The 24,880-nt window shown below is 54.4% G+C and carries 20 protein-coding genes; 16 read left to right on the forward strand and 4 right to left on the reverse strand.

Going from position 1 to position 24,880, the window contains the following annotated elements; genetic code table 11:
* Positions 1–658 precede the first annotated feature (658 nt).
* The 4 genes from E1H13_RS20865 to E1H13_RS20880 form a co-directional block, all read right to left on the reverse strand.
* Positions 659–1,195, reverse strand: a complete 537-nt coding sequence (locus E1H13_RS20865; protein ID WP_169616280.1) for a phosphate-starvation-inducible PsiE family protein — start codon at positions 1,193–1,195, stop codon at positions 659–661.
* A gap of 13 nt (positions 1,196–1,208) precedes the next feature.
* A complete protein-coding gene (locus tag E1H13_RS20870) occupies positions 1,209–3,458 on the reverse strand; it encodes a nitrate reductase (RefSeq protein WP_169616282.1) in 2,250 nt (749 codons plus the stop codon).
* A gap of 177 nt (positions 3,459–3,635) precedes the next feature.
* Complete coding sequence (locus E1H13_RS20875) at positions 3,636–5,222, reverse strand: ferredoxin--nitrite reductase (protein ID WP_169616323.1); 1,587 nt, start codon at positions 5,220–5,222, stop codon at positions 3,636–3,638.
* 148 nt (positions 5,223–5,370) lie between these two features.
* Positions 5,371–5,523 carry a hypothetical protein gene (locus E1H13_RS20880; RefSeq protein WP_169616284.1) on the reverse strand — a complete coding sequence of 51 codons (153 nt, stop codon included), beginning with the start codon at positions 5,521–5,523 and terminating at the stop codon, positions 5,371–5,373.
* 563 nt (positions 5,524–6,086) lie between these two features.
* On the opposite strand from E1H13_RS20880, the gene E1H13_RS20885 reads away from it, so the two are divergent.
* From E1H13_RS20885 to E1H13_RS20960, 16 genes are all read left to right on the forward strand, one after another.
* Positions 6,087–7,205 (forward strand): HEAT repeat domain-containing protein, encoded by a 1,119-nt coding sequence (locus E1H13_RS20885; RefSeq protein WP_169616286.1) that lies wholly within the window; start codon positions 6,087–6,089, stop codon positions 7,203–7,205.
* Between the two features lie 321 nt (positions 7,206–7,526).
* The gene (locus E1H13_RS20890) at positions 7,527–8,465 is read left to right on the forward strand and encodes a LysR family transcriptional regulator (RefSeq protein ID WP_169616288.1); all 939 of its coding nucleotides are present in this window, start codon (positions 7,527–7,529) and stop codon (positions 8,463–8,465) included.
* Positions 8,466–8,526: 61 nt separating this feature from the next.
* Positions 8,527–9,597: an anthranilate phosphoribosyltransferase family protein gene (locus tag E1H13_RS20895; protein WP_169616290.1), complete on the forward strand. Its 1,071-nt coding sequence runs from the start codon at positions 8,527–8,529 to the stop codon at positions 9,595–9,597.
* A 394-nt stretch (positions 9,598–9,991) separates the two neighbouring features.
* Complete coding sequence (locus E1H13_RS20900) at positions 9,992–10,204, forward strand: chlorophyll a/b-binding protein (RefSeq protein ID WP_169616292.1); 213 nt, start codon at positions 9,992–9,994, stop codon at positions 10,202–10,204.
* Between the two features lie 156 nt (positions 10,205–10,360).
* Entirely contained in the window at positions 10,361–10,600 is a 240-nt protein-coding gene (locus E1H13_RS20905) for a hypothetical protein (RefSeq protein ID WP_169616294.1), read from the forward strand.
* A gap of 222 nt (positions 10,601–10,822) precedes the next feature.
* Positions 10,823–12,097 carry a glucosylglycerol 3-phosphatase gene (gene stpA / locus E1H13_RS20910; RefSeq protein ID WP_206070781.1) on the forward strand — a complete coding sequence of 425 codons (1,275 nt, stop codon included), beginning with the start codon at positions 10,823–10,825 and terminating at the stop codon, positions 12,095–12,097.
* A 90-nt stretch (positions 12,098–12,187) separates the two neighbouring features.
* Complete coding sequence (locus E1H13_RS20915; protein WP_169616298.1) at positions 12,188–13,108, forward strand: ROK family protein; 921 nt, start codon at positions 12,188–12,190, stop codon at positions 13,106–13,108.
* Positions 13,109–13,236: 128 nt separating this feature from the next.
* Positions 13,237–13,707, forward strand: coding sequence for a ribosome maturation factor RimP (gene rimP, locus E1H13_RS20920; protein ID WP_169616300.1), 471 nt, complete (start codon positions 13,237–13,239; stop codon positions 13,705–13,707).
* A 58-nt stretch (positions 13,708–13,765) separates the two neighbouring features.
* Positions 13,766–15,331 (forward strand): transcription termination factor NusA, encoded by a 1,566-nt coding sequence (nusA, locus tag E1H13_RS20925; RefSeq protein WP_169616301.1) that lies wholly within the window; start codon positions 13,766–13,768, stop codon positions 15,329–15,331.
* 18 nt (positions 15,332–15,349) lie between these two features.
* A complete protein-coding gene (locus tag E1H13_RS20930; protein ID WP_169616303.1) occupies positions 15,350–15,652 on the forward strand; it encodes a YlxR family protein in 303 nt (100 codons plus the stop codon).
* A gap of 257 nt (positions 15,653–15,909) precedes the next feature.
* Positions 15,910–18,954, forward strand: coding sequence for a translation initiation factor IF-2 (infB, locus tag E1H13_RS20935; protein ID WP_169616305.1), 3,045 nt, complete (start codon positions 15,910–15,912; stop codon positions 18,952–18,954).
* 4 nt (positions 18,955–18,958) lie between these two features.
* A complete protein-coding gene (locus E1H13_RS20940) occupies positions 18,959–19,843 on the forward strand; it encodes a low-complexity tail membrane protein (RefSeq protein ID WP_169616307.1) in 885 nt (294 codons plus the stop codon).
* A 259-nt stretch (positions 19,844–20,102) separates the two neighbouring features.
* Positions 20,103–20,303 (forward strand): hypothetical protein, encoded by a 201-nt coding sequence (locus E1H13_RS20945; RefSeq protein ID WP_169616309.1) that lies wholly within the window; start codon positions 20,103–20,105, stop codon positions 20,301–20,303.
* Positions 20,304–20,716: 413 nt separating this feature from the next.
* Complete coding sequence (locus E1H13_RS20950; RefSeq protein ID WP_169616311.1) at positions 20,717–22,867, forward strand: polyribonucleotide nucleotidyltransferase; 2,151 nt, start codon at positions 20,717–20,719, stop codon at positions 22,865–22,867.
* Between the two features lie 231 nt (positions 22,868–23,098).
* Entirely contained in the window at positions 23,099–23,824 is a 726-nt protein-coding gene (tpiA, locus tag E1H13_RS20955; RefSeq protein WP_169616313.1) for a triose-phosphate isomerase, read from the forward strand.
* Positions 23,825–24,364: 540 nt separating this feature from the next.
* Complete coding sequence (locus E1H13_RS20960; RefSeq protein WP_169616315.1) at positions 24,365–24,793, forward strand: photosystem I reaction center subunit II PsaD; 429 nt, start codon at positions 24,365–24,367, stop codon at positions 24,791–24,793.
* The last annotated feature ends 87 nt before the right edge of the window (positions 24,794–24,880 follow it).

Genomic DNA, 24,880 nt, shown 5'->3' on the forward strand with positions numbered 1-24,880 from the left:
GATGGGGTGATGGGGTGATGGGGTGATGGGGTGATGGGGTGATGGGGTGATGGGGTGATGGGGTGATGGAGGAGATGGGGAGTTGGGGAGATGGGGAGATGGGGAGTTGGGGAGATGGGGAGTTGGGGAGTTGGGGAGTTGGGGAGGTTTTGGATTTTGGATTTTGGATTTTGAATTGAAGCTGTAGGGTGCATTAGCGGTCAGGGTCTAGGTATTGGCGGTCAACCTGGGGCCGCAATGCACCGCTTTTTGTGAGGAAATGCATGAGCCTGTGGTGTAGGGGCGGACCGGTGTGTCCGCCCTGCCAGGGGATCGAGCCGCGAAGGAATCTCCCCCAGACGACGAATGGCGTAGGGGCGGACCGGTGTGTCCGCCCTGGCAGGCTATTCAAGCGGACTGCCCCTGGTCTTTCGACCAGGGGCAGTCCGGTGTTAGGTTGTTAAGTTAGAGCGTTCAGCTAATAAGTGGGTTTCTGTATAGGAAGTCGATGGAATGGGTTTGCCCGGTTTTTGACTTACCCACATGTATCATTCCCGGTGTAGCATCTGAAATCAGTATCTTCTCCCATAGATTGTCAAAGCTTCATCAAAAAAATGAGTTTCATAAAGTGGTGGTGCATTTTAGTAAAGAACAGAGGAAAAGATAGGGTCTTCCCTTTTCACCAACTGCTCTCTGACTGCTTATTGCCTTGAGGCTTGGGGACATTTGGCACGGTCTCGCAGCGAGCGTTGACATGGCCTTGTAGCCAACTCTCAGAGACCCTGGTGGCTCTGGCAATGTCGGCTAGGGCAAAGATCGCCAGGGCTAAGCCAATGATGGTTACCCCGGAGGTTTTCGATAAATCAAGGATGATAAATTTTCGACCCACCGCAATCAGGGCTGTGGCAATTACCAACTCCACCTGGATGACATGTTTACGAATGTAAGCCGTGATATTTTCTAAAATTTCTAGGGCAATCAAGACACTTAAAAACAGCCCAAAAATATCTAGCACCGTTTGCCCGACAAAGGCACCAGGGTCGGTATCGATGATGGTTTGGGTTAGCACCACCACCAGATCAGCGACGAGCGCCAAAATCACGACAATCATGCCTAACGACAGCAGCTTTGAGATGCTGCCTTCGAACTGATGCAACCGCCTGAGGAACATCTCATCTTTGAGCTGGTTACGCAGTTGCCGAGCCCAATGAACCATGGGAAAAAACGCTTTAAGGGGTAGGTGCTGCTGAGAGCATAGAGGATGGGTTGGGCTCTGGTAAAGCCGTTGGGGTACCCTCTGACGCGGACGCGGACGTTGGCGTAGATTGGTCTAGCGGTATTACCTGCACGGCGCAGGCCTTCAGTTCTGGCTGACGAGAGACTGGGCAAGCTTCAGGGTGGGTGAGGGCGTTACACTCAGCCCCATCAGCCCAGAGGCTACCCCAATGCATCGGCACAAACAGGGTGCCTCGCCGCATATTTTGGGTGACCAGAACCGGTAGGCGCACGGTCCCTCGCTGCGATCGCACTTCCACCCATTCCCCCGACTGAATCCGCAGCTGCTGAGCATCCCTGGGATTGATTTCCAAAAAGGGAGCGGGGTGCATTTTTTGAATTTTAGGAATTCGGCCGGTGCGGGTTTGGGTGTGCCAGTGGCCATAGAGCCGTCCGGTGGTCAGCACAAAGGGATACCGATCGTCCGGTGGTTCTGCCAGCCCCCGCTCATGGAGCGCGGCAAATCGGGCTCGACCATCATCGGTGGCAAAAATACCATTGGTATAGAGTCGCTTGTCGTGTTTGGTGGCGGCGGTGTCGGCCGTTTCTTGGGCAGGGCAGGGCCACTGGATTGGGCCTAAATCGGCCAGGCGATCGTGGCTAATACCAGTGACATCACAGGGGCGACCAGCGGTGATCTGGGTAAATTCGGCATACACCTCTGCAGCTGAGTCAAAGGCAAATTGCTCGACAAACCCCAGGCGACGACCCACCTCGGCGAATATCTCCCAGTCAGGTCGGGCTTCCCCCGGCGGCGGTCGAAAGGCCGTGCAGAGGGTAACGGTGCGCTCGGAATTAGTCATGGTGCCTGTCTTTTCCCCCCACTGGGCACTGGGGAGTAACAGGTGGGCATAGGCCGCTGTTTCCGTAGGATAGTAGGCGTCTTGGTAGATGGTGAAGGGCGATCGCCGCAGAGCCGCCTTGGCCCGATTTAGATCCGGCAGGCTGACCGCTGGGTTAGTGGCGGCAATCCACAGCAGCCCTACTTGCCCCTGCTCTAAGGCCAGTACCATATCGCTAATGGTGAGGCCGGGGGCAGCCGCAATGCTACCGGGGGGCAGCTGCCAAAAAGTCTCCAAGGCTTGACGGTGCTGGGGATTTTGCACCAGTCGATATCCCGGCAAAATGTGAGATAGACCGCCCGCTTCGCGGCCTCCCATGGCATTGGGTTGTCCAGTCAGGGAAAATGGCCCTGCCCCAGGGCGACCCAAGTGCCCGGTCATCAAGTGTAAATTAATTAAGGCCCGGACTTTGGCTGTCCCTTCCGACGATTGGTTCAAGCCCATGGACCATAGGGATAGGGCGGCCTTAGCCTCGGCCCAAGCCTGGGCGACCGCCTCTAAAGATGCCACCGTAATCCCACAACGCTCGGCCACAATGCTGGGCGGATAGTGACGTAGGACAGTGGTGTAATCGGCAAAGCCACGGGTACAACCGTCGATAAATTCAGGATCGATGGCTCCCCAACTCAACAGCAGGTGAGCAATGCCATTCATCAGTGTAATGTCAGTGCCGGGACGAATGCCTAAGTGGATGTCTGCCTGCTTGGCGGTTTCGGTGCGCCGGGGATCAACCACAATTAACTTGACCTGCCCATTGCGCTTATGGTGTTTTTTCAGCCGGTTAAAGACAATGGGGTGACATTCAGCCGCATTGGTACCAATTAAAAAAGCACAGTCGGTCGCTTCCAGGTCATCGTAGCAGCAGGGGGGGCCATCGGCACCAAAGCTATGTAGGTATCCAGCCACAGCCGACGACATGCACAGCCGCGAGTTGGCATCAAAATTATTCGTGCCCAGACAGCCCTTGACCAATTTCTGGGCCGTGTAGTAGTCCTCTGTTTGAAACTGCCCAGAACCATACATACAAATGGCCTCTGGCCCCTGGGTACGACGCACCGCTTGAATCTGATCGACGATCGAAGCCAAGGCCGTATCCCAAGACACCCGCTCGAAGGGGTCCGCTAAAGACCGGCGCAGTAAGGGGTATTTTAGCCTATCTTGATCCAACGCTTCAGCGACTGTGGCCCCTTTGACACACACCATCCCCTTGCTGGATGGATGGTTGCGATCGCCCCGAGTTTGCCAGAGGGGATTACCCGCCTGGTCTCGGTTGGTGGGGCGGTTGGGCTGGGCCGGCGGTAGAACATCCAGGCCACAGCCAACACCACAGTAGGGACACAGGGTTTTGGCAGGAGTGATCATAACGTCAACTAAATTCCCGATGACTGGGCCAGACTTTTATGCTAAGGTCATGACAATAATGCAAACTGTGTGCTCTGACCCAACTTGCTTGGTAGCGGGGCATTTTTTTTTCTAGCACCATGACGATACCCGACCGCCATGGCGCGCCCCGGCCCAATCGCCAACGCCCTTGTGGAACTAATCAGCAGTCACAGATACAGAGCCGTTAGCAGCGGTATCCGCGCTACCCTGGGGTCGAGGCTCAGCCTGGAAATGCTCCATCAACAGCGATCGCAGCACATCATGCAACTCATCACAGGGAATACCCTGCTGCACCTTTTCCCCCAAATGGGCGTCCTTACCGACCTTACCCCCCATAAAGATATCTACCCCTTCCACTGTTTTGCCCTCTTTGCGCACCTTGGTCCCCATCAGCCCAATGTCTGCCACCTGGGGCTGTCCACAGGAGTTAGGGCAGCCAGTCCAATGAATGCGGACTGGCTGGGGGAGGCTAAGTTCAGCATCTAAGGCGGTGGCCAGGGCCAGGGCTCGCTGTTTGGTTTCAACCAGCGCAAAGTTACAAAACTGTGCGCCGGTACAGGACACCAAAGCCCGAGATAAGGGGGAAGGATCAATTGAAAACCTTTGCAATAAAGGCTCTTGCAGTAGCACCGGCAAGCGCGAGTCGGCCACATTGGGAATAATCACATTCTGCTCGACGGTCAGGCGAATTTCACCACTCCCATACACTTCAGCCAGGCGGGCCAGGTCGAATAAATCCGTGGCTTGTAAGCGCCCCACCGGCACATGCAGCCCCACATAGTTCAAGCCCACCTGCTTTTGAGGATAAACCCCGATGTGGTCTCGCTTGTCCCAATCAATCTCATCCTCAGGGGCGGCAGAAAGCAGGGGGCGACCATAGGCCTCTTCCACAACAGCTCGAAACCGATCTAGACCCCATTCATCGATCAACCACATTAGCCTAGCCTTCTGGCGATTAACCCGAGGGCCATGGTCCCGATACACCTCTAGGATGGCCCGGCACAACTCGACGACGCTATCGTCAGGAGGTACCCAAGCATGCAAGGGAATGGCAGCCTCACAGCGGCGGGCCGAAAAGAAACCGCCCACCAAAACATTAAAGCCCAATTGCCCTTCCCGATAGGCTGGTACGAAGGCGATATCGTTGATCTCAGCGTGGATAGAGTTATCACGCCCCCCCTCGATGGCAATGTTGAACTTGCGAGGCAAGTTAGTAAAGGCTGGATTGCCCTCCCCATTGTTGGTAATCATGTCCTGCACTTTGCGCACTAGTCCCTGGGTGTCGATCAGTTCGTTAGCATCCAACCCAGCCACTGGGGAACCCGTGATATTGCGCACATTATCCATGCCCGACTGGACCGACGTCATGCCAGCCGCCTCTAGCTGCCGAAAAATATCTGGAATATCGTTTAATAAAATGCCCCGCAGCTGAATATTTTGCCGAGTCGTAATGTCGGCACTACCATCTTCTCCATACCGCTGAATAATGGCTCCCAGGGTGCGCGCCTTGAACCCTGTAAGGACTCCACTGGGCATCCGCATCCGCAACATGAACTTGCCAGGGGTAACGGGTCGAAAAAATATCCCCAGCCACTTAAGCCTTTGGGTCAGATCGGTATCATCGACAGCTTCCCAGCCAACGGTGGCAAAATGCTCTAGGTCTTGCTTAACGGCCAGCCCATCTTTCTCAGCTTTAAACTTTTCGAACTTATTCAACTTGGTTTTGGCGGTATCTTTGGCCATATCAATAGAAGTCGTCACAGGCACACCGTTCTAGCAACAGTCCAACAAAATACAAGTCAGTCAATTTAGGGCAAATTCACCTTTTTAGCCACTGTAATCTCTACTTCTGATACACACTTGAAGCTAACTTTCAGCCACAACTCAAATCTTACTTAAAAGTTTTATCAAACAGTTCCATCAAAAATCCACCATCTGGAAAGCCGGTGGCCAAGGCTGTTATTGAACAGCAGTCTTGATTATCATCATTACCTTGACTGGCAATGAGAGAAGTCAAGTAGTGCAAGTAGCGAGAGAAGTTCATAGCAACAGCTAACTTAAGATACATTCATTCAATCACCAAGACTAATGAGTCATATCAAAAGCGCTCGAGAGCAAGAAAAATACTGAGCCATCTAGACAACTTACATCGAACAATCCAGACCAAAAAACTCATAAATCGAGCTTAGATACATGGAACAAATCCCTTCAAGAAAACAGATTTTCAACTAAAACTTTTAAAACTTCCAACCAAGACTTCAATCGAAAGAAGTTGTTTCACAAGGCTTCAATAAAACCAATTATCAACCCATGTCAAAATTTATGTTGTTTGCCAAAATTACGTTAATTTTGCGATTAAACCCGAATGCAAACTAGCCTAAACGTCACCCCCAAGGACTTTTGTATACTTAGATACGCTTTATTAGGGGTAATGCGAAAAGTGCAAGGTGGCCCTGCGTCAACTGCATGCCAGTGCTACCTGTTGGTCTATCCCTAGATTCATCAGATCAGCAAGATATGGGTTAATGGTTAACGTGCAAGCAGGTTAGTCTCGGTATCTTAATCTCGGTACCTTGTAGTTAGCTGTACTATCCCTGGAGAGCATTCTTGGCTTCATCTTCCCACCCCCCCTTGATTTCCACGACGTCTGATCGTTTAGACGACCAGGCTCTCTACGCCGTGATAGAAACACTGCGCTTTGGTAGCTTTCATGATCGCTGGGAAGGGGCTAAGCAAGTGGCTGAGCTAGGCGATGACGCCGTAGCCGAATTGTTAGCGGTACTGCATGACACCAATGCCAGTTGGGAGACCCGCTGGTTTGCAGCCCGTAGTCTGGGCAGTTTTAACAGTCCAGAGGTCATTTCTGGGCTGATTCAGGCGTTTACCTACACCCGTGATCATGAACTACACCAAGCCATTGGCAAAGCGCTGACAACCATTGGTCAGCCGGCCATTGGGGCACTAGCCCAGTTGCTCGACGAACCGTGTCATAGTTCTGTGGCGGTGCAGGCTCTGGCGCAAATTCAACATCCCGATACCATTCTGCCGCTGCTGCGGGGACTTGACCAAAGACAAGGCGAAATCCGAGCGATCGCGATCGCCGCTGTGGCCCAATTTAATGACCCGATGGTGTTGCCTGCAATTTGCCAATCTCTGGATGATCCTTCTCCCCAGGTCCGCTTGGCGGCCTTAGATGGCCTCGTCAACCTTAGGTCTCAGGTTGATCCACACCATTGGGTTGCCTGGTTAGCACCCCGGCTAAAGGATGCCAGCTTAACGGTTGCCCAGCGAGCCGCCCATGGCTTAGGCCGTTCTACCCTACCAGCTGCGACCCAGGCACTGTTAGCTGTCTTGAGGCAGGCCACTACCCTTGGCCCCCTACGGATTGCGGCAACACGAGCCCTATGCTGGCAGGCCACGCCCCAGGCTTTGGCGGGGATCGTTTCGGCTTGGCCCACCGCTAGCGTGGACCTGCGGCTGGTAATGGTGCAGGGTCTATCCCTGATCACTGCCCCTGATCTACACCCTCAGGTGATGATGTATTTCGTCAATTGGTTAGAGTCCCTGCCAACGACAGCTGATCAAAGTGTGCTGCGGCGACAATTGGTAACGGCTATGGGCCAGGTGGGACAGACCAGAGCGGTGCCTTATCTGCGGCTTTGGCTAGGGGATGCCGACGATGGGGTGAGACTCCATGCAGAAGCGGCCCTCCGCCAGTGGGCCTAGAGCCTGGCTTCTATAACCAAGCAACAGTCGCGTAGTATGACCGGCTTGAATTTCCGCCACTTTTGATACCAATGGTGGTCACACTATCTGTTAATCAATAAGGGACATCCACGAGGTTATAGAAGATTCCCACTCAAATTTAGCCTTGTCTATTCAGTCCTGCCTAAATATTAAATTTAATCGCAGGCGTGGGGTTAGCCCATGGCTGAATAGGGTATAAGCGGGAATCCTCTTAGTCTGGTGGGCACCCACAGGTAAGCCGTCATCGGTAGCTCCCTTGGCCGACTGATGCTGGCCTGCCTGACATTGAGTCGAGAACCGATGCGTATAGAGCAGCTTCAGGCCTTTTTAGCCGTAGCAGAAACCGGCAGTTTTCAAGCAGCAGCTCAGCAGTGCCAGGTGACCCAGTCTACTGTCAGTCGCCAAGTCCAGGCGTTAGAAGCGGAGCTAGATGCACCGCTGTTTCACCGAGGCGGGCAGGCCAAACTAACGGTGGCCGGGGAGCAGCTGTTGCCTAAGGCCAAACGAATTTATCAAGACTGGATTCAAGTATCTCGCGATATTGCTGATTTAATGGCGGGGAAGCAGCCAGAACTCTGTGTTGCGGCCATCCAGTCGGTGTGTTCTACCCTGCTGCCTCCGGTGTTACAGCAGTTTTGTCACGATTATCCACAGGTGCAGTTACGGGTTACGGCTTTGGGCAGCGATCGCTCCCTGAAAGTGCTGCGAGATGGACTCGTGGATTTGGCCATTGTGATGGATAATCCCCGACTAACCACCCAACCCGAAATGGTGGTCACCCCTTTGTTTGAAGAATCCATCGAAGTGCTAGTGGGCGCTAACCATCCCCTGGCCAGCCAACCTAAAATTTCCTGGGAGATGCTGTCACGGTTTCCACACATTATCTTTAAAGATGGCTATGGCATGCAGCGATTGGTGCAGCAGCAGTTTCAAAACCGGGGAGAAGAGCTAAATGTGGCGATGGAATTAAATACGTTAGAAGCTTTTCGGGGGGTGATTCGTCAAGGCAATTTTGTCGCTCTTTTGCCCCAATCAGCCCTGGTTGAATGTCGGCAAGATCCCACTGTGGCCATTCGCCCGACAGAATTGCCGGTACTACGTCGAGCCGTCGTACTGGTGACCACCCGCGATCGCATGGCTATTCCACCTATCCGCCGTTTTCATGAACTGGTGACAGGTTGGTCTATCAAAACGTCATCAACTAATTGGATCACAGGCGCAGCCACTGTATCTAACTAGACCACCATCAGGCAATCTAGATCACCATCGGGCAGTGATAATAGGTTAAGGGAATCAGGCCATGAGTGATGACTTTCGAGAGCTATTGAAAAAAGTGGGTAGCGGTAGCCATACCTCTAAACCTCTGACCCGCGCAGAAGCCGATCAAGCCACCCAGATGATGCTGACCCAGGTGGCTACTCCGGCCCAGATTGGGGCTTTTATGATTGCCCACCGGATCAAACGCCCTACCCCAGAGGAGTTGGCGGGTACCCTCGATGCTTACCAAACCCTAGGACCAACCCTGCCAAGTATTGACGATGGTCGCCCAGCGTTGGTGCTGAGTTGCCCCTATGATGGGCGATCGCGCACAGCTCCAGTAACCCCGGTTACAGCCCTAATTCTGGCAGCAGCCGGGATACCGGTAGTACTCCATGGCGGCGATCGCATGCCCACCAAAGCCGGCATCCCTTTAGTTGAACTCTGGCAGCAGTTAGGTGTCAATCTCAGGCACCTAACCCTCCCCCAAGCCCACCTGCTCCTGAATCGTACGGATATCGGTTTTGTCTATCTGCCCCAGCATTTTCCTGCCGCCCACAGCCTGGTGCCCTACCGGGACCAAATTGGTAAGCGCCCCCCCTTTGCCACGGTAGAACTGATGTGGTCCCCCTATGGTGGTGCCCACACGCTCGTGATGGGGTTTGTCCATCCCCCTACTGAAGCATTGGCCCGCCAAACCTTTGCCCTGCGCGGACAGACCAACTGGATCAGCGTCAAAGGGTCAGAGGGCAGCTGTGATTTAGCCCGGGCCAGAACGGCGATCGTCGGGATCAACCGCCAGGGACAGTTTGAACGGTTGCTGTTGCCCCCCCGCGACTATGGCTTTGAAGGAGAGGATGTGGTGTTGGGGGCAGAGGCGTCCCTAGGGCAACGGCTGTTGGATGTGTTGTCGGGCCATGCTTCAGAATTACAAAAAACCGCAGTGTGGAATGCTGGCTTTTACCTCTGGCAGGGGGGGGCGGCGGCAACCCTCGACGCTGGCCTAGCCCAGGCCCAGGCCAGCTTGGTTTCAGGCCAAGCCCTAGCCAAGCTTCAGACTCTCCGTCAGCAAGCCCTTGAGATCAGTCAACACCTCACCTACAGCTATGGCTAGATCTGTTGGTCTTCATTGAACTCAGATTTTAGCTAGGGCTAGCAAAACGCTGACAACGCTCACAGATTGAGTTGCATGCAGTTTCAACTGCGTGTAGTCGATCAGCCTATGGGGCAATCCCTGATGGGATCAGGTCACGGGAGACGAACTCGTCCCATCAGCTTAGCCAGCACCCCGCTTACAGATTTACTTGCAAATCCACTGACAGAGTCCGTCTACAGGCCTCTGTTTCAGGCTTCTGTAAACAGAGGCCTTACAGGTGACAGATCCGACTTCCGCCTCCGGATCTACCCCTTCTACAAACTTTGATCGCCAAAGTCAATCAAATGTTACAAAACTTGCAATATTTGTTTACATTGTGTTACATTAGATTCAACAGCAACGGAGAACTCCCATGACATACCGTGGATACGTCGTCGAAGAAGGCGATCGCCTCAACAATTACGCCATTGAGCCCAAGGTCTATGTAGACGACACTCAGCAGTTTGGTTTTAACGCCTACGCCGAAAAACTAAATGGCCGACTGGCCATGGTTGGTTTTGTTTCCGCCATTTTGTTTGAAGCGCTGACTGGCCATGGTGTTGTCACCTGGCTAACGCACCTGTAATTGGTGATCTGTCTCCCACTTCAAGGGCAGGATGCGCTTGGCTAGTCATCGCGGTCTAGAGCTATCCCCGGCGGGAGTCAGTCATCTCCCCTGAGCGTTTGTACCTGTTCTCACCACTGTTTATTTGTTTAGCAACTCTAGCTAGGAGTCTTCCTCATGCAAAGCGATTTTGATTTCTCTACCAAAGATCTGTTCGGCCCGGTTGTGTTTCGACCCAGCTTCAATAGTGCCGAAGCAATTAATGCCAACCAAGCCTGGTCACTCTTCTTTACCGGCGGTAAAGAGGATAAGGCCCTCGGCAACAACGCTGAATCTGGTCGGCTGTTTAACAATATCCTGATTGCCACAGGAGCAGTGGGTGTTCTGGGAGCTCTGGTGTTTACCAGCATTGCCTAGACCCATCCCCTTTTGAATAGTGGTTATAAACCAAGCCCAGCTTGGAATACCTAATTCAGTCTGAGCAATGTCCTGCTTGGATTCCTCCATCACCCCGGCCTAGGCCGGGGTTTTATTTTATTTCCTGGGGTGGATAGTTTAGCCCTATCTAACTTGGTAGATTAGGGTGAAAAATCTTTAAATTTACTCATCTGCTATTGATTTATGGCTTCTTTGACCTCTTTGCCCCTACATCAGCAAACCTATTCCCTCGATCACCAGGCCTGGATCGAGTATTTGGCAACCACTGCGAATCTCTTGATTATTCAGGATTTAGACGGGGTGTGTATGGGGCTGGTTAATGATCCCCTAAATCGCACCATTGATCCGGCCTATGTGGAGGCGACCCAAGCCTTTGACGGTCATTTTTATGTGTTGACCAACGGTGAACATACAGGTCAGCGGGGCATCAATGCCATTGTCGAGCGGGCCTACGGCAACAAAGAACGGGTCAAGGCAGAGCAGCGCTACCTGCCAGGGTTGGCCGCCGGGGGCGTGCAGTGGCAGACTCGCGCTGGGGATGTCAGCCACCCAGGGGTGAGTGAGGCAGAATTAGCGTTTTTGGCGGCGGTACCCGATGCGATTCGATCGCGGTTGCAACAGTTCTTTAGTCAACACCCTGACGCGATCGCCCCAGGGGATCTCCAGGTCGGCATCGACGCCTCTGCCCTAGACAACATGGCGTCTCCCACGGCCAACCTGAACACCTTCCACGGGCTGCTCCAGCAACATCGGCCGCTGTACACGGCACTGCAGCACGAGATGCACGGGTTGATGGAAGAACTCCTGGCCCAAGCGGCAGAGCAAGGGTTGGCGGATTCATTCTTCGTCCACTATGCCCCCAACCATGGCCGCGGGGCCGACGGTAAAGAAATTGTCTGGTTTAGCGATGGTCAGGGGTCAGGCACCACCGACTTCCAGTTCATGCTGCGGGGGGCGATCAAAGAGGCGGGGGTGCTGGCCCTGCTCAACCGTTACTATGCCCAAAAAACCGGAACCTTTCCTTTAGGCAAAGACTTCAGTGTGCGCCAAGCTCCCCACAGCCATGACGATCTGCTGGCGTTAGTGGTCAACGCCTTTGATCCGGCCTTGATGCCCACCATGGTTGGGGTTGGGGATACAGTCACCAGTACAGTGGTCAGCCAAAATGGCCAGCCAGTGGCCCAGCGGGGTGGTAGCGATCGCAACTTCCTCTATTTAATTCAAGCCATCGGTCAGCAGTTTGGCACTGGCAACCTGGTCACCTACATTGACAGCAGCGGTGGCGAACTCAAAAACCGCAAAGCCTTACGCCTAGAAACCCGCGCTGGTACCCCTGTGGTCACCGAAGGCCCCGGTGACCCCCGCGATCGCGATGATCCCCTGACCCTGAATGTAGTGTTTCCCGGCGGCTATCAGCAGTACTGTCAGGCGTTTCAAGCGGCAGCAGTCACCCGACGGCAGCCGCCAACAATCTGAGATAATGCCCTTGGCTGGGGCAGCCCCCCGTCGGCCTACCAGCCCTTGAGCGATTGGGTCAGGCATTGCTAAGTTCGGGAGGAAACACAATTGGCAACGTCAGAACCACAGGTGATTGGGGTTGATTTGGGCGGATCAGCCATCAAGCTGGGGCGGTTTACCCAGACTGGCCACTGCTTAAAAGATCTAACGGTGCCAACCCCTCAACCGTCCACCCCTTCGGCGGTGATTACAGCCATGGCAGAGGCCATAGCCGCCCTAGACCCTGATCAGTCCGCGATCGCCATTGGGGTGGGCACCCCTGGCCCTGCTGACGCCAATGGCCGTATTGCTCGGGTAGCGATTAACCTAACCGGATGGACCGATGTCCCCATTGCTGATCACCTGGAAGCCAAAATCGGTCGCCCCGTCATCGTGGCCAATGACGCTAACTGCGCTGGACTAGGGGAGTCTTGGCTGGGGGCGGGGCGGGCCTACCAAGATTTAATTATGCTGACCCTGGGCACTGGGGTGGGAGGGGCGGTTATCTTGAATGGCCAACTGTTTGTGGGCCGCCAAGGCACCGCCGGAGAATTGGGTTTAATTACCCTGAACCCAGACGGCCCCCCTTGTAACAGCGGCAACCAGGGCTCCCTAGAACAGCACTGCTCCGTGCAAGCCATCCAACGGGAAACGGGGCTCACCCCAGCCACGCTGTTTAACCAGGCCAAGGCTGGAGATGCCGCTGCGATCGCATTTTGGCGTACCTATGGCCGTTGGCTAGGGGCCGGCTTAGCGAGTTTGGTCTACGTCCTCACCCCAGAGGCGATTATTTTAGGCGGCGGCATCAGTGCCGCCACCGAGCTATTTTTGCCCACCACTCTGGATGAGCTAGAGCGGCGGGTATTGCCAAGTTCCCGGCCAGGGTTACAGGTGGTGGTCGCTGAGTTGGGCAACCAGGCTGGGATCACTGGGGCCGCTTGTTTGGCTCTACAGCGCTATGGCTCGTTGGCTAATCCTGCCTGGGGATAGCCCATTTCAGCCACAGTTCGCTAGAATAGTGTAACTCGATCCCTCGGGCTCGAGTTCCTGTAGCAGTAATGTTTTGGGAGGTGGGTCAACGCCCACTTTTTTATTGGCCAAAAATTGCGATCCGCCCTATGCCCCATCCCCTAATTCCACAAATTCTAGCGTTAGCGGCCCCCGTTGCCGACCAACTGGGGTTGGAAGTGGTCGAGGCGGTTTTTCAAACAAATCAGTCCCCACCAGTCCTGCGAATTGACGTGCGCAGCCTCGAAAACGAAGACACCGGGCTAGACGACTGCGAAAAAATGAGTCAAGCCCTAGAGGCGGCCCTGGATACCACAGCGTTGATTCCTGATGCCTACGTGCTCGAAGTTTCAAGTCCTGGCGTTTCTTCAGCCCTTGAGACCGATCGAGACTTTGTGGTCTTTAAGGGGTTTATGGTCGAGGTGATTTTGGCGGAACCCCACCGGGGCAAGGTGTTGTGGGTAGGGCAATTGGTCAGACGAGACGAGTCCGCTGTGGTGATTAGCCAAAAAGGCAAAACCATTACCCTACCCAGAGAATTAGTTCGGTCAGTGGAACTGAGCGACCAGAGTCCTGACTAGCGATCCCCCTCCATTGTCCCTATGCCTAAGCATTTTCATTTGTAGAGGTTAGAAGTTTATGTCCTTGGTTAACCTGCCCAATTTACTAGAGATGATCGATGTCATCAGCCGGGAGCGCAATCTGCCCAAGCATGCGGTGGAAAACGCCCTACGGGAGGCATTGCTAAAGGGCTACGAGCGTTTTCGTCGAACCCAGCAGATGGGCATTCACTTTGACGAAGAGTATTTCGACAACTTTGACATTGAAATTGATGTTGATGACTACGGTGAGCAAGGGTTTCGGGTGTTAGCCACCAAAACCATCGTCGAGGAAGTCACCAGCCAAGACCATCAAATTTCCCTAGCCGAAGTGCGGGAGGTGGCCCCCGAAGCCCAGGCAGGTGATACAGTGGTTCTAGATGTCACCCCTGACCAGCGGGACTTTGGGCGCATGGCTGCGATCCAGACCAAGCAAGTCCTGGCTCAAAAACTGCGTGACCAGCAACGAAAACTGATCCAAGAAGAATTTCAAGATTTAGAGGGCAGTATTCTCTCGGCTCGGGTACTGCGATTTGAGCGGCAGTCGGTGATCATGGCTGTGAGCAGCGGTGTCGGCCAACCTGAGGTAGAAGCAGAACTGCTGAAGCGGGATCAACTGCCCAACGACAACTATCGCGCCAATGCGACTTTCCGAGTGGCCCTGAAGCGGGTTTCAGAAGGCTCCCACCGGGGACCCCAGCTCCTGGTATCGCGCGCCGATGCCGCGCTGGTGGTGGAACTGTTTACCAATGAAGTACCAGAAATTGAAGATGAAATCGTCCGGATTGTAGCGGTAGCGCGGGAAGCAAACCCCCCTTCTCGATCCGTCGGACCCCGAACTAAAATTGCCGTGGATACCCTAGAGCGTGATGTGGATCCAGTGGGTGCCTGTATTGGGGCACGGGGATCACGGATTCAGGTGGTCGTCAATGAACTGCGGGGGGAAAAAATTGATGTTATCCGCTGGTCTCCTGATCCAGCCACATATATTTCTAACGCTCTCAGTCCGGCCCGGGTTGACGAGGTACGGTTGATGAACCCCGATGATCGTCAAGCCCATGTCTTAGTGCCGGAAGATCAGCTCAGTTTGGCCATTGGTAAAGAAGGCCAAAATGTACGCCTGGCGGCTCGCTTAACAGGCTGGAAAATTGATATCAAAGATTCTGGAAAGTATGACTACGATGCCGAAGATCGTAAGCTGGCCGATCTAATCGCAGCAAAAGAGGTGGCTGCGGCAGAAGCCGCCGCCAGAGCCGCTGCCACAGAAGCCACATCAGAACTGGCCACACCCGCTGCAACAGAAGCACCCGCCATGTCTTCCATTGCAGCTAAAATTAAAGCCCTAGAGGAAGCGGCGGCCGAAATCTACAGCGATGATGAGGATGAGACTGTCCTGCAGCCCGAGGGAGAAGTGGCGATCGCACCAGATGTACCCGCACCAGATGTACCCGCACCAGGTATATCGGACGATATCTCTGATGTAGAGGAGGCTAATCTACCCCCAACCATCGCCCCTGATCAGCCGGTGGCACCCCCCCAGGCCGACGCTCCAGCCTCCAATGACGTGGCTGACACCGCTCAAGACTACCCCGATCCACTCACTTAACAGACAGACAACGACCCTATGAAACCAAATTACCGACGCTGTGTGAGCTGCCGACGGGTTGCCCCAAAAGCAGATTTCTGGCGCGTGGTACGAGTCTATCCAGGGGGAGAGGTGCGCCTGGGGGAAGGTATGGGCCGCTCGGCTTACCTCTGTCCTACCCAGGACTGTTTGCGGGCCGCTCAGCGCAAAAATCGTCTCGGTCGTGCCCTCAGGGCTAAAGTACCTGACAACGTCTATAAAACCCTGGGGCAATGGTTGGAAGGTCGCTATGATGAGAACATGGGTTTAGACTTTGAAATAGGGTCATGTGCCGATCCGTAAGGTCTTCCATTGAAAAACAGCCCTAGGATAGTGGTTGAGCTCAGCCAAGTGGGTGGGAAACACCCAATCCTCTAGGGTCGGCACCCGATGGAGCCAACAAAGTCGGTAAACTTGCTTACAAAACCCCAGGTCCGCCTAGGCGTGGTTTACAATACCAGTCTAGAACTAGCGTATTCGACAGAATGGTTTGATGTAGTTTTGTTGAAAAAAGCAGGTTGGTTTTATGAAATAAGCTTGACTAGCGTAGGGAGATGTGAATGAACGGCAAAGTAAGAATTTACGAGTTATCGCGGGAACTAAATTTGGATAACAAAGACATTTTGGCGATTTGCGATCGCCTCGATATTGCCGTGAAGAGTCACAGCAGCACCATCCCTGAGTCAGAAGCTGACCAGATTCGCCAGGAGGCAAAGCAGGTGCGCAGTAGTAGTGGGCCGACCCGGCCTGCGCGGCCTCGGCCAATGCCAGCCAAAAATGGGCGTCGGCCAGAACAAAAGCAGCAAATTTTAGAAATTCGTCGCCATCGCGTCACGCCTAAGTCTGAATCTGCGGCGGCGGCACCGCCAGCGGCCTCAACCTCGGCAGCTCCCAGTAAGCCTCAGCGGCCCGCGACCGAGGGCTTATCCCGTCCTCCCAGTCGCCCTGAGGAATCTGAAGAGCAAACGGATCGGCTGGAGGTGAAAAAACCCAAGCCGCAACTTTCCCCCAACCGTCCTGCGGTGGCCTCCCAGGATGTCGATAGCCAACCTGTCAACCAGGAGTCAAGCGATATCGAGGCAGAAGCCCCAAGGCTTGAGAAGCCTCTATCGCCACCTAAGCCAAAACCGGAGCTGGTAGTGCCTCCTAGCCGTGGGCGAGCTGCTGACGATGACGATGAGTCCCAGAAAATAGAGGCTCCTCGTCCTCCTCGTCCGGTGATTAAGCGGGGCGAGAGTAAGCCTGCAGCCGATGAGGCCCGCCCATCCCGGGGCACCATCCCAATTCGTGAAATTGATGCTGAGGATGATGTCCCTCGCTTGAAGCCTAAGCCTAAACTGCGCCGTCCTCAGACAGAGGAGCCTGCCGCTAAGGAAGAGACAGCCAAGTCAGGGACAACATCTGATGGGAGCGATTCCATCTCTGTGATTGGGGTTGATGCCCTTGATGCTGAATCACGATTGCGTCGTCCGTCGCCGCCGCGCCACAAGCGTAAGGAGCGCGATGACGAAGATGATGAAATGGAAATGCGCGAGAAAGCTGGCAAAGCCAGCAAGTCCAAGCGTAGGGGTCAAGCCGTCTTAGATGAAGACGAAGAGGACCTGGAAGTGCTGGCTGAAGAACTGGGCGATGATGGTCAGCCCTCTGAAGTGACTAACCTATCTATGTCTTTAGCTCGTCCGCCCAAACCTAAGAGTGCGTCTAGCGGTCGTCCCTCGTCCCCCACGGTGAAGAGTCACAAACCACCTCAACATCGGGATAGTAGCAGTAGTTCCCGCTCACGTCGCGATCGCCGTGACGCAACGCCCAAACAAGAGCGTCCCGAGCTAATCGTGCTGAGCGAAGGGCTGACAGTGCACGAATTGGCCGATCGCATCCTAGTCCCTGAGACTGAGCTAATTAAATCTCTGTTCTTCAAGGGAATTGCCGCCAATATCAACCAGACCCTAGACATTGAAACCGCCAAAATGGTGGCCGAGGAGTTTGATGTCCTGGTGGAAACCAGCGAAGCAGAGTCAGAAGCTAAAAAAGTCACCGAAATGCTCGACGAGGCCGACCTGGATAACCTGCAGCGGCGACCGCCAGTGGTCACAATCATGGGCCACGTAGATCACGGTAAAACCACCCTACTGGATTCCATCCGGAAAACCAAGGTGGCCCAAGGGGAAGCTGGGGGCATTACCCAGCACATCGGGGCTTACCACGTCGATGTGGAGCATGAGGACTCAATTCATCAGATTGTCTTCCTCGACACCCCGGGTCACGAAGCCTTTACCGCCATGCGGGCCCGGGGTACACGGGTGACTGACATTGCCATTTTGGTGGTGGCTGCCGATGACGGGGTACGGCCCCAGACCATCGAAGCAATCAGCCATGCCAAGGCGGCTGAGGTGCCTTTGATTGTGGCGATCAACAAGGTCGATAAGGAAACCGCCAACCCCGACCGGGTGAAGCAAGAACTGATGGAACACGGTCTGGTGCCGGAAGAGTGGGGCGGCGACACTATCATGGTGCCGGTTAGTGCCCTAGCTGGAGATAACCTCGATAGCCTGCTGGAAATGATTGTGCTGCTGGCTGAGGTGGAAGACCTGCAAGCTAACCCCGATCGCTTTGCCCGAGGGACTGTGATTGAAGCCAACCTCGACAAGGCGCGGGGGCCGGTGGCCTCCTTGCTGGTCCAGAACGGCACCCTGCGGGTAGGTGACTCCCTGGTGGCTGGCCCAGTTCTGGGTAAGGTAAAGGCTATGCTGGACGATCGCTTGCAGCGGGTCCAGGAGGCTGGTCCTTCCTTTGCGGTCGAGGTGCTAGGCATGAACGACGTTCCTGCCGCCGGGGATGAGTTTGAAGTGTACTCAGACGAGAAAACGGCCCGGGCTGTGGCCGACAAGCGCATGCTAGAGCAGCGCCAGTCCCGCTTACAGCAGTCCATGGCCTCCCGTCGGGTCACCCTCAACACCATTTCTGCCCAGGCCCAGGAAGGGGCGCTCAAAGACCTGAACCTGCTACTGAAGGCAGATGTGCAAGGGTCAATTGAAGCGATTCTAGCGGCTCTACAGCAGTTACCTCAGGACGAAGTGCAGATTCGGGTACTCCTGGCGGCCCCTGGGGAAATTAGCGAAACCGACGTGGACTTGGCTGCGGCCAGTGGAGCTGTCATTGTCGGCTTTAACACCACCCTGGCGCCAGGGGCGAGGCAGTCGGCCGATCGCCTTGGTGTCGATATCCGTGACTACGAAGTCATCTACAACCTACTGGATGATATTCAAGGGGCGATGGAAGGCTTACTTGATCCTGAAATGGTGGAAGAACCGTTGGGTCAAGTAGAAGTGCGGGCCGTCTTCCCCGTTCGCAAGGGGGCCGTTGCTGGCTGCTATGTGTTGTCTGGCAAAGTGACGCGCAACTGCAACCTCAGGGTCGTGCGCGGTGGTGACGTGGTTTACACTGGCAAGCTCGACTCGCTGAAGCGGATGAAAGAGGATGTCAAGGATGTAGCGGCTGGATTTGAATGCGGTATCGGGATCGACAACTTTAGTGACTGGAAAGAGGGCGATATCATTGATGCCTATCGTCTGGTGACTAAGCGACGTACCCTCACCATGGCGTAAACCGATGACCGCCTTTCGCTATGACCCCTACCTGTGGCTACACCTAGCTGGTGTAGCTACGGTTCCTTTGTGGTTGGACCTCTGCCTGCTAGGGTTGGCGGTCGATTACCCCACCTGGCCAACCCTGGAACGAGTGGTAATAACTGCGATCGGGGTGTTGCCGGTGTTGTGGATGCAGCTCCGGAAGCCCTTTTACATTTTTAGTCTGCCATTATTAACCCTAAAGCCGAGTGCCTTAACCCTTGACCAGCGGCAGCTGTTGACCCTGTTTCACCAGGGTTGGGTAAGGGCTTTAGCAGTACTGGTGCCTCTACCGTTGCTCTGGGGGTTGGGGCAGATTAATACCCTAACTGTTTTAGCAGCAGATATTACGCCCTTTGCAGGCTGGGGGCGGCTAGGGGGAGTAGCGATCGCGTCCCTGGGCTTTCTGCTGGCCAATCTATTTTTGCAGGTGCCTGTGGCCGTCTTACTGGTGATGGCAACAGCTAATCAGCGGTTTCCAGAGGTATCGCCCTACCCCGTTGAGGCTATCACCGCTGACTTTACCTATTTCCCGGGTCTGCAATTAGGGCAGATTTTACCGACGGTCCACCCCCCTACCGAGAATGTAGCCGCCGATCTAGAAGATGTCGCGGCAACGGCTACCCCGTTGACCGCAGACCAGTCCCATGACATGCCCCACCCTTGGCTTACCAGCCTGGAGGCTGGCGCTCCCAACGATACCAGCGCCGTTGCTACCCCCCCTAGGGTTACCTCCCCATCGGTTGACCAGACACCCCAGAAAAAGCCCACAGTCCTGGAAAACCAAGACCTCGAAGGCCTGGGTTCCCATCCCACTGAGGCTAACGCTGTTGATGTGTCGATCTCTAGAGGTCGGCCAAAGCGCTGACATAGCCGCCAACCTCGTCATATCCCTGAGGCCAAGAGTCATCTGGATGTCAAAGTGTGGTTTTTGTCACAATTATCCCAAGGCAATTGCGCTATGTTGGAAAAGGATAAGTGGGTCCATCCCTATGCCCTGGCACTCCGGACTCAGGCTCCGGGCATCTACTGTGACAGATGCGGGCGTAAAAGATGCTGGCTCAACCCACATTGGCCGCTCACTTAAGTTTTCTCACTGTTTACCTGAAACATTTCTTGAGGCAGATATGGCAGTAACTCGCTCTGCAAACGCGAATCAGCTCTCGGACCATGCACGCATTTGGTATAGCTTGAAATGCGCGATCGCTAGTAGCTCTGGCTTCAAAAGCTGGAAGGGTGAACTGCCCGACGGAGAGGCTGACGCGGCTCCCTTAGATAATCTCGTCCGCCGCTATCTCAGAGAAACCTTAGAAACCTTAGCCTACTAAGGCGAGTTTGCCTACTAGTACTGGCTGGCGGAAATATGACCACCTTTGCTGAAGGTGTCAGGTTTTAGATATCAGGTATCAGGAATGGTTGGCCGACTTATGCCGCAGAGTACTAGGACGGCCTGATTGCCACTGGACCCAAGGCGTACATTGTTAGCCGAGCTAATCCAGCCCAAGTCATTTGAGCCCCAAGTTACTCAAGTCATTTATCTCACAGGCAGTCACCGATCCTTGGCGACTGCTCTTTTTATGATGGGTGTTGCTGATCAGCACCCAGGGCAAATCTTAAGTCTTTTTCTAGGCTCCAGATAACACCAACCAGAAGCCTTTGTCGCTATCGGTGCTAGGATCAGGCAAAAGTGAAGTAAGTGAAGTAAAAGAGCGAAAGAAGCAGAAGAAGGACGTAGCTGTAAATGCAAGAACTTGAAAAATCAATATCCTTTGATGGTCGAGATATCAATCTGAAGGTCGGCCTACTCGCCCCTCAAGCAGGAGGGGCTGTGTTAGTACAGTCGGGAGACACCGCTGTATTGGTTACGGCGACCCGCTCTACCGGGCGGGAAGGCATTGACTTTCTGCCCCTGTTAGTGGACTACGAAGAGCGACTCTACGCAGCTGGACGTATTCCTGGGGGATTTCTGCGGCGGGAAGGGCGTCCTCCCGAGCGGGCCACTTTAATTTGCCGCTTGATTGATCGCCCCATGCGGCCACTGTTCCCCCAGTGGCTACGGGATGACATTCAAATTGTGGCCACCACTTTGGCCATGGATGAACAGGTACCCCCAGATGTGCTAGCCGCCACTGGCGCTTCGATAGCCGTGCTGCTAGCGGGCATTCCCTTCAAAGGCCCCATGGCAGCCGTGCGGGTTGGGCTGGTCGGTGACGACTTTGTGATTAACCCCACCTACAAAGAAGTTGAAAACGGCGATTTAGACTTGGTAGTAGCCGGTTCCCCTGATGGGGTGATCATGGTAGAAGCCGGGGCCAACCAACTGCCTGAGGCCGATATGATTGAGGCCATCGACTTTGGCTATGAGGTAGTGCAGGATTTGATTAAAGCTCAGCTAGACTTAATTAAAGAGCTAGGCATTGAGCAAGTCACTGAACCTGAACCCGAAACAGATCCTACTCTGGAAACCTTTGTGGCTGACAAGGCCACAGACCCAATTAAAGAGGTCTTGAAACAGTTCGAGCTGACCAAGCCAGAACGGGACGAGAAGCTGGATGTCATCAAGGCTGAACTCGCTGAAGCCATTGCGGCCCTAGAGGACGATCACCCGGTCAAGCTGGCCGTAGCCGCCAACGGTAAGGCCCTGGGGAATACGTACAAAGCGGTTACCAAAAAGCTGATGCGGCAGCAAATTGTTGACGATCACGTGCGCGTGGACGGCCGCAAGCTAGATGAAGTCCGCCCGATCTTTTGCAAGGTGGGGCTTTTACCCAGCCGTGTGCATGGCAGCGGCTTGTTTCAGCGGGGCCTAACCCAGGTGATGTCGGTCACAACTTTGGGTACCCCAGGGGATGCGCAAATGATGGATGACCTGCACCCCGAGGAAGAGAAGCGCTACCTGCACCACTATAACTTCCCCCCCTATTCCGTAGGTGAGACCCGACCCATGCGCTCCCCTGGTCGCCGGGAAATTGGCCATGGAGCATTGGCCGAGAGGGCAATCGTCCCCGTCCTGCCTCCCCAAGAGGACTTTCCCTATGTGATTCGAGTCGTTTCTGAAGTCCTGTCTTCGAATGGTTCGACATCCATGGGCTCGGTGTGCGGCTCTACCCTATCGCTGATGGATGCTGGGGTCCCCATCATCAAACCAGTCAGCGGCGCAGCCATGGGGTTGATTAAGGAAGGCGATCAGATTCGGATTCTCACCGACATCCAGGGCATCGAAGACTTTCTAGGGGATATGGACTTTAAGGTGGCTGGTACAGACACTGGCATCACCGCCCTGCAAATGGACATGAAAATCACCGGCCTGCCAGTGAAGGTGATTGCTGATGCAATTCACCAGGCTAAGCCAGCTCGACTCCATATCCTCGAGAAGATGATCGCCACTCTGGATCAACCCCGACCGGAGCTATCTCCCCATGCCCCTCGGCTAATGAGCTTCAAGATCGATCCTGAGTTGATCGGTATGGTAATTGGTCCTGGCGGTAAGAAAATCAAATCGATTACCGAACAAACCGGCGCCAAGGTGGATATTGCCGATGATGGCACAGTGACCGTCTCCGCGATCGAAGGGGAAAAGGCCAAGCAAGCCCAGGCAATGATTGAAGCTATTGTCTTCAAACCTTCTGCAGGCGATGTATTTGCCGGTAAGGTCACCCGGGTGATTCCGATTGGGGCCTTTGTGGAATTTATGCCGGGTCAAGAAGGGATGATTCACATTTCCCAGTTGGCGGATTATCGCGTGGGTAAAGTGGAAGATGAAGTCAACGTCGGTGATGACGTGATTGTTAAGGTGCGGGAAATTGATGGCCGTGGCCGGATTAACCTGACTCGTTTAAACATCCATCCTGACGAGGCGGCTGCGGCCCGGGATGCCGCCGCCAATCGCTAAGGGCGAGACGCATCACCCTACTGGAGTTAACATCCCCCTAGGGGCACAGCATTCCTGTGCCCCTACGTTGAGTCTGCTGAGGAGGATTTGATTCGGGGTGACTTTCTTAGTAGGATGCAATGATGAAATTCGTTAACCCTGGCTTAGCCAACGGTAAACCTTGTCTCTGGCAGAGTATCCAGCCCAAGGCTAGTCAGTATCTCCCTAATCACCGTTTAACCCTAGAAAACCGTGCGAAAAATTGTTATTGCTGGCAACTGGAAGATGTACAAAACCCAGGCTGAAACCCTGGATTTTCTGAGGCACTTCCTAGGACTTTTGAGTGAAACTCCCGATGGTCGTGAGGTGGTGCTGTGCGCACCGTTCACGGCCCTAGGCGCTTTATCCAAGAGCTTGCACGGCGCTCGGGTCAAGGTAGGGGCTCAAAACCTCCACTGGGAGGCAGAAGGCGCTTTTACGGGAGAAATCTCGGGTCCCATGCTACGGGAACTGGGGGTGCGCTACGTGGTAGTGGGTCACAGTGAGCGCCGCCAGTACTTCGGGGAAACCGACGAAACGGTTAATCTACGGCTGAAAGCGGCCCAGGCCCATGGGCTGACTCCTATTCTCTGCGTCGGTGAGACCAAACAACAGCGGGATGCTGGGGAAACAGAGTCGGTGATTACGGCTCAAATTGAAAATGACCTGGTCGATGTGGACCAAACCAACCTGATCGTTGCCTATGAGCCGATCTGGGCCATTGGCACCGGCGACACCTGTGAGTCGGCTGAAGCAAATCGCGTCATTGGGGTGATTCGCAGCCTGCTGAAGAACCCAGATGTAACGATTCAGTACGGTGGCTCGGTCAAGCCCGCGAATGTGGATGAACTGATGGCTCAGCCAGAGATTGACGGGGCCTTGGTGGGTGGAGCTAGCCTAGAGCCCGAGAGCTTTGCCCGAATTGTTAATTTTCAGTAGTTGGACCCTTTACCCAGGCTCCCTTTTCTAGCATCGGAAAAGGGAGCCGTTGGCTAGGGAACATGGATCTATAGCCACTACACCCTGTATGGTGCGATGGCCGGGATTGAAATTGATGCTGGTGTCGACATCCCCTCCTGGGAGGCCTGTGCTGTATAGCCTGCGGCATGGCTTCGCTAGCGTGTAGCGGCCCCGGAGGGGCAACTTGCCGAAGTAGGCAGGGGTGGGTTACACAGGTGTTAGGTGACTTCTAGGAAACTTTCTCCCGAGTGGTGGGCATTGCCCACCCTACGAAAGCTATGATCGCTGACAACAAGCGGGATTGTCTTTCTCAGAAATCTCCTTAGGAATGGTGGGCTTGGGCTCATTCACCGACCCAAAAAACGGATCCGACTAAGCTTGATTTAGCCGCGATTGACCGCCACCAGGGCCAGTTTTCCCCGCCTTCCTGAAGAACTGTTACACTTCCTCAACAATCGGTATTGTAGGCTCCGCTTACGATGATAGGATTCCCAACAAACGGTTGAGAGATAGGAATCCATGACTGAATCTTTAACAGGTCAAACGCCTATTTTTGGAGGCAGCACCGGCGGCCTTCTCACCAAGGCTCAGGTCGAGGAAAAATACGCTATCACCTGGACAAGCTCTAAGAAGCAAGTGTTTGAAATGCCCACTGGCGGTGCCGCCATGATGAACGAAGGGGAAAACCTGCTGTATCTGTCCCGCAAAGAGCAGTGTCTGGCCCTGGGGACCCAGCTACGCACCAAGTTCAAGCCCAAAATCGAAGACTACAAGATCTATCGTGTTTACCCCAGCGGTGAAACCCAGTATCTGCATCCGGCGGATGGGGTCTTCCCTGAGAAGGTGAACGAAGGCCGAGGCATGGTCGGTGCCATTCCCCGGAACATTGGCGCTAACCCTGACCCAGCGACAGTCAAGTTTAGCGGTAAAGCCCCTTACGAGGTCTAATTACCCCTGCTTCTGTATCTTGGCAGTACTAACCCAACGCCAAGTCCAGACATAGAGTTCTGTCTGTAAAGAAACTCTAAATCCCGA

It is taken from the genome of Nodosilinea sp. P-1105 (genome assembly GCF_012911975.1).
Lineage (GTDB): Bacteria > Cyanobacteriota > Cyanobacteriia > Phormidesmidales > Phormidesmidaceae > Nodosilinea.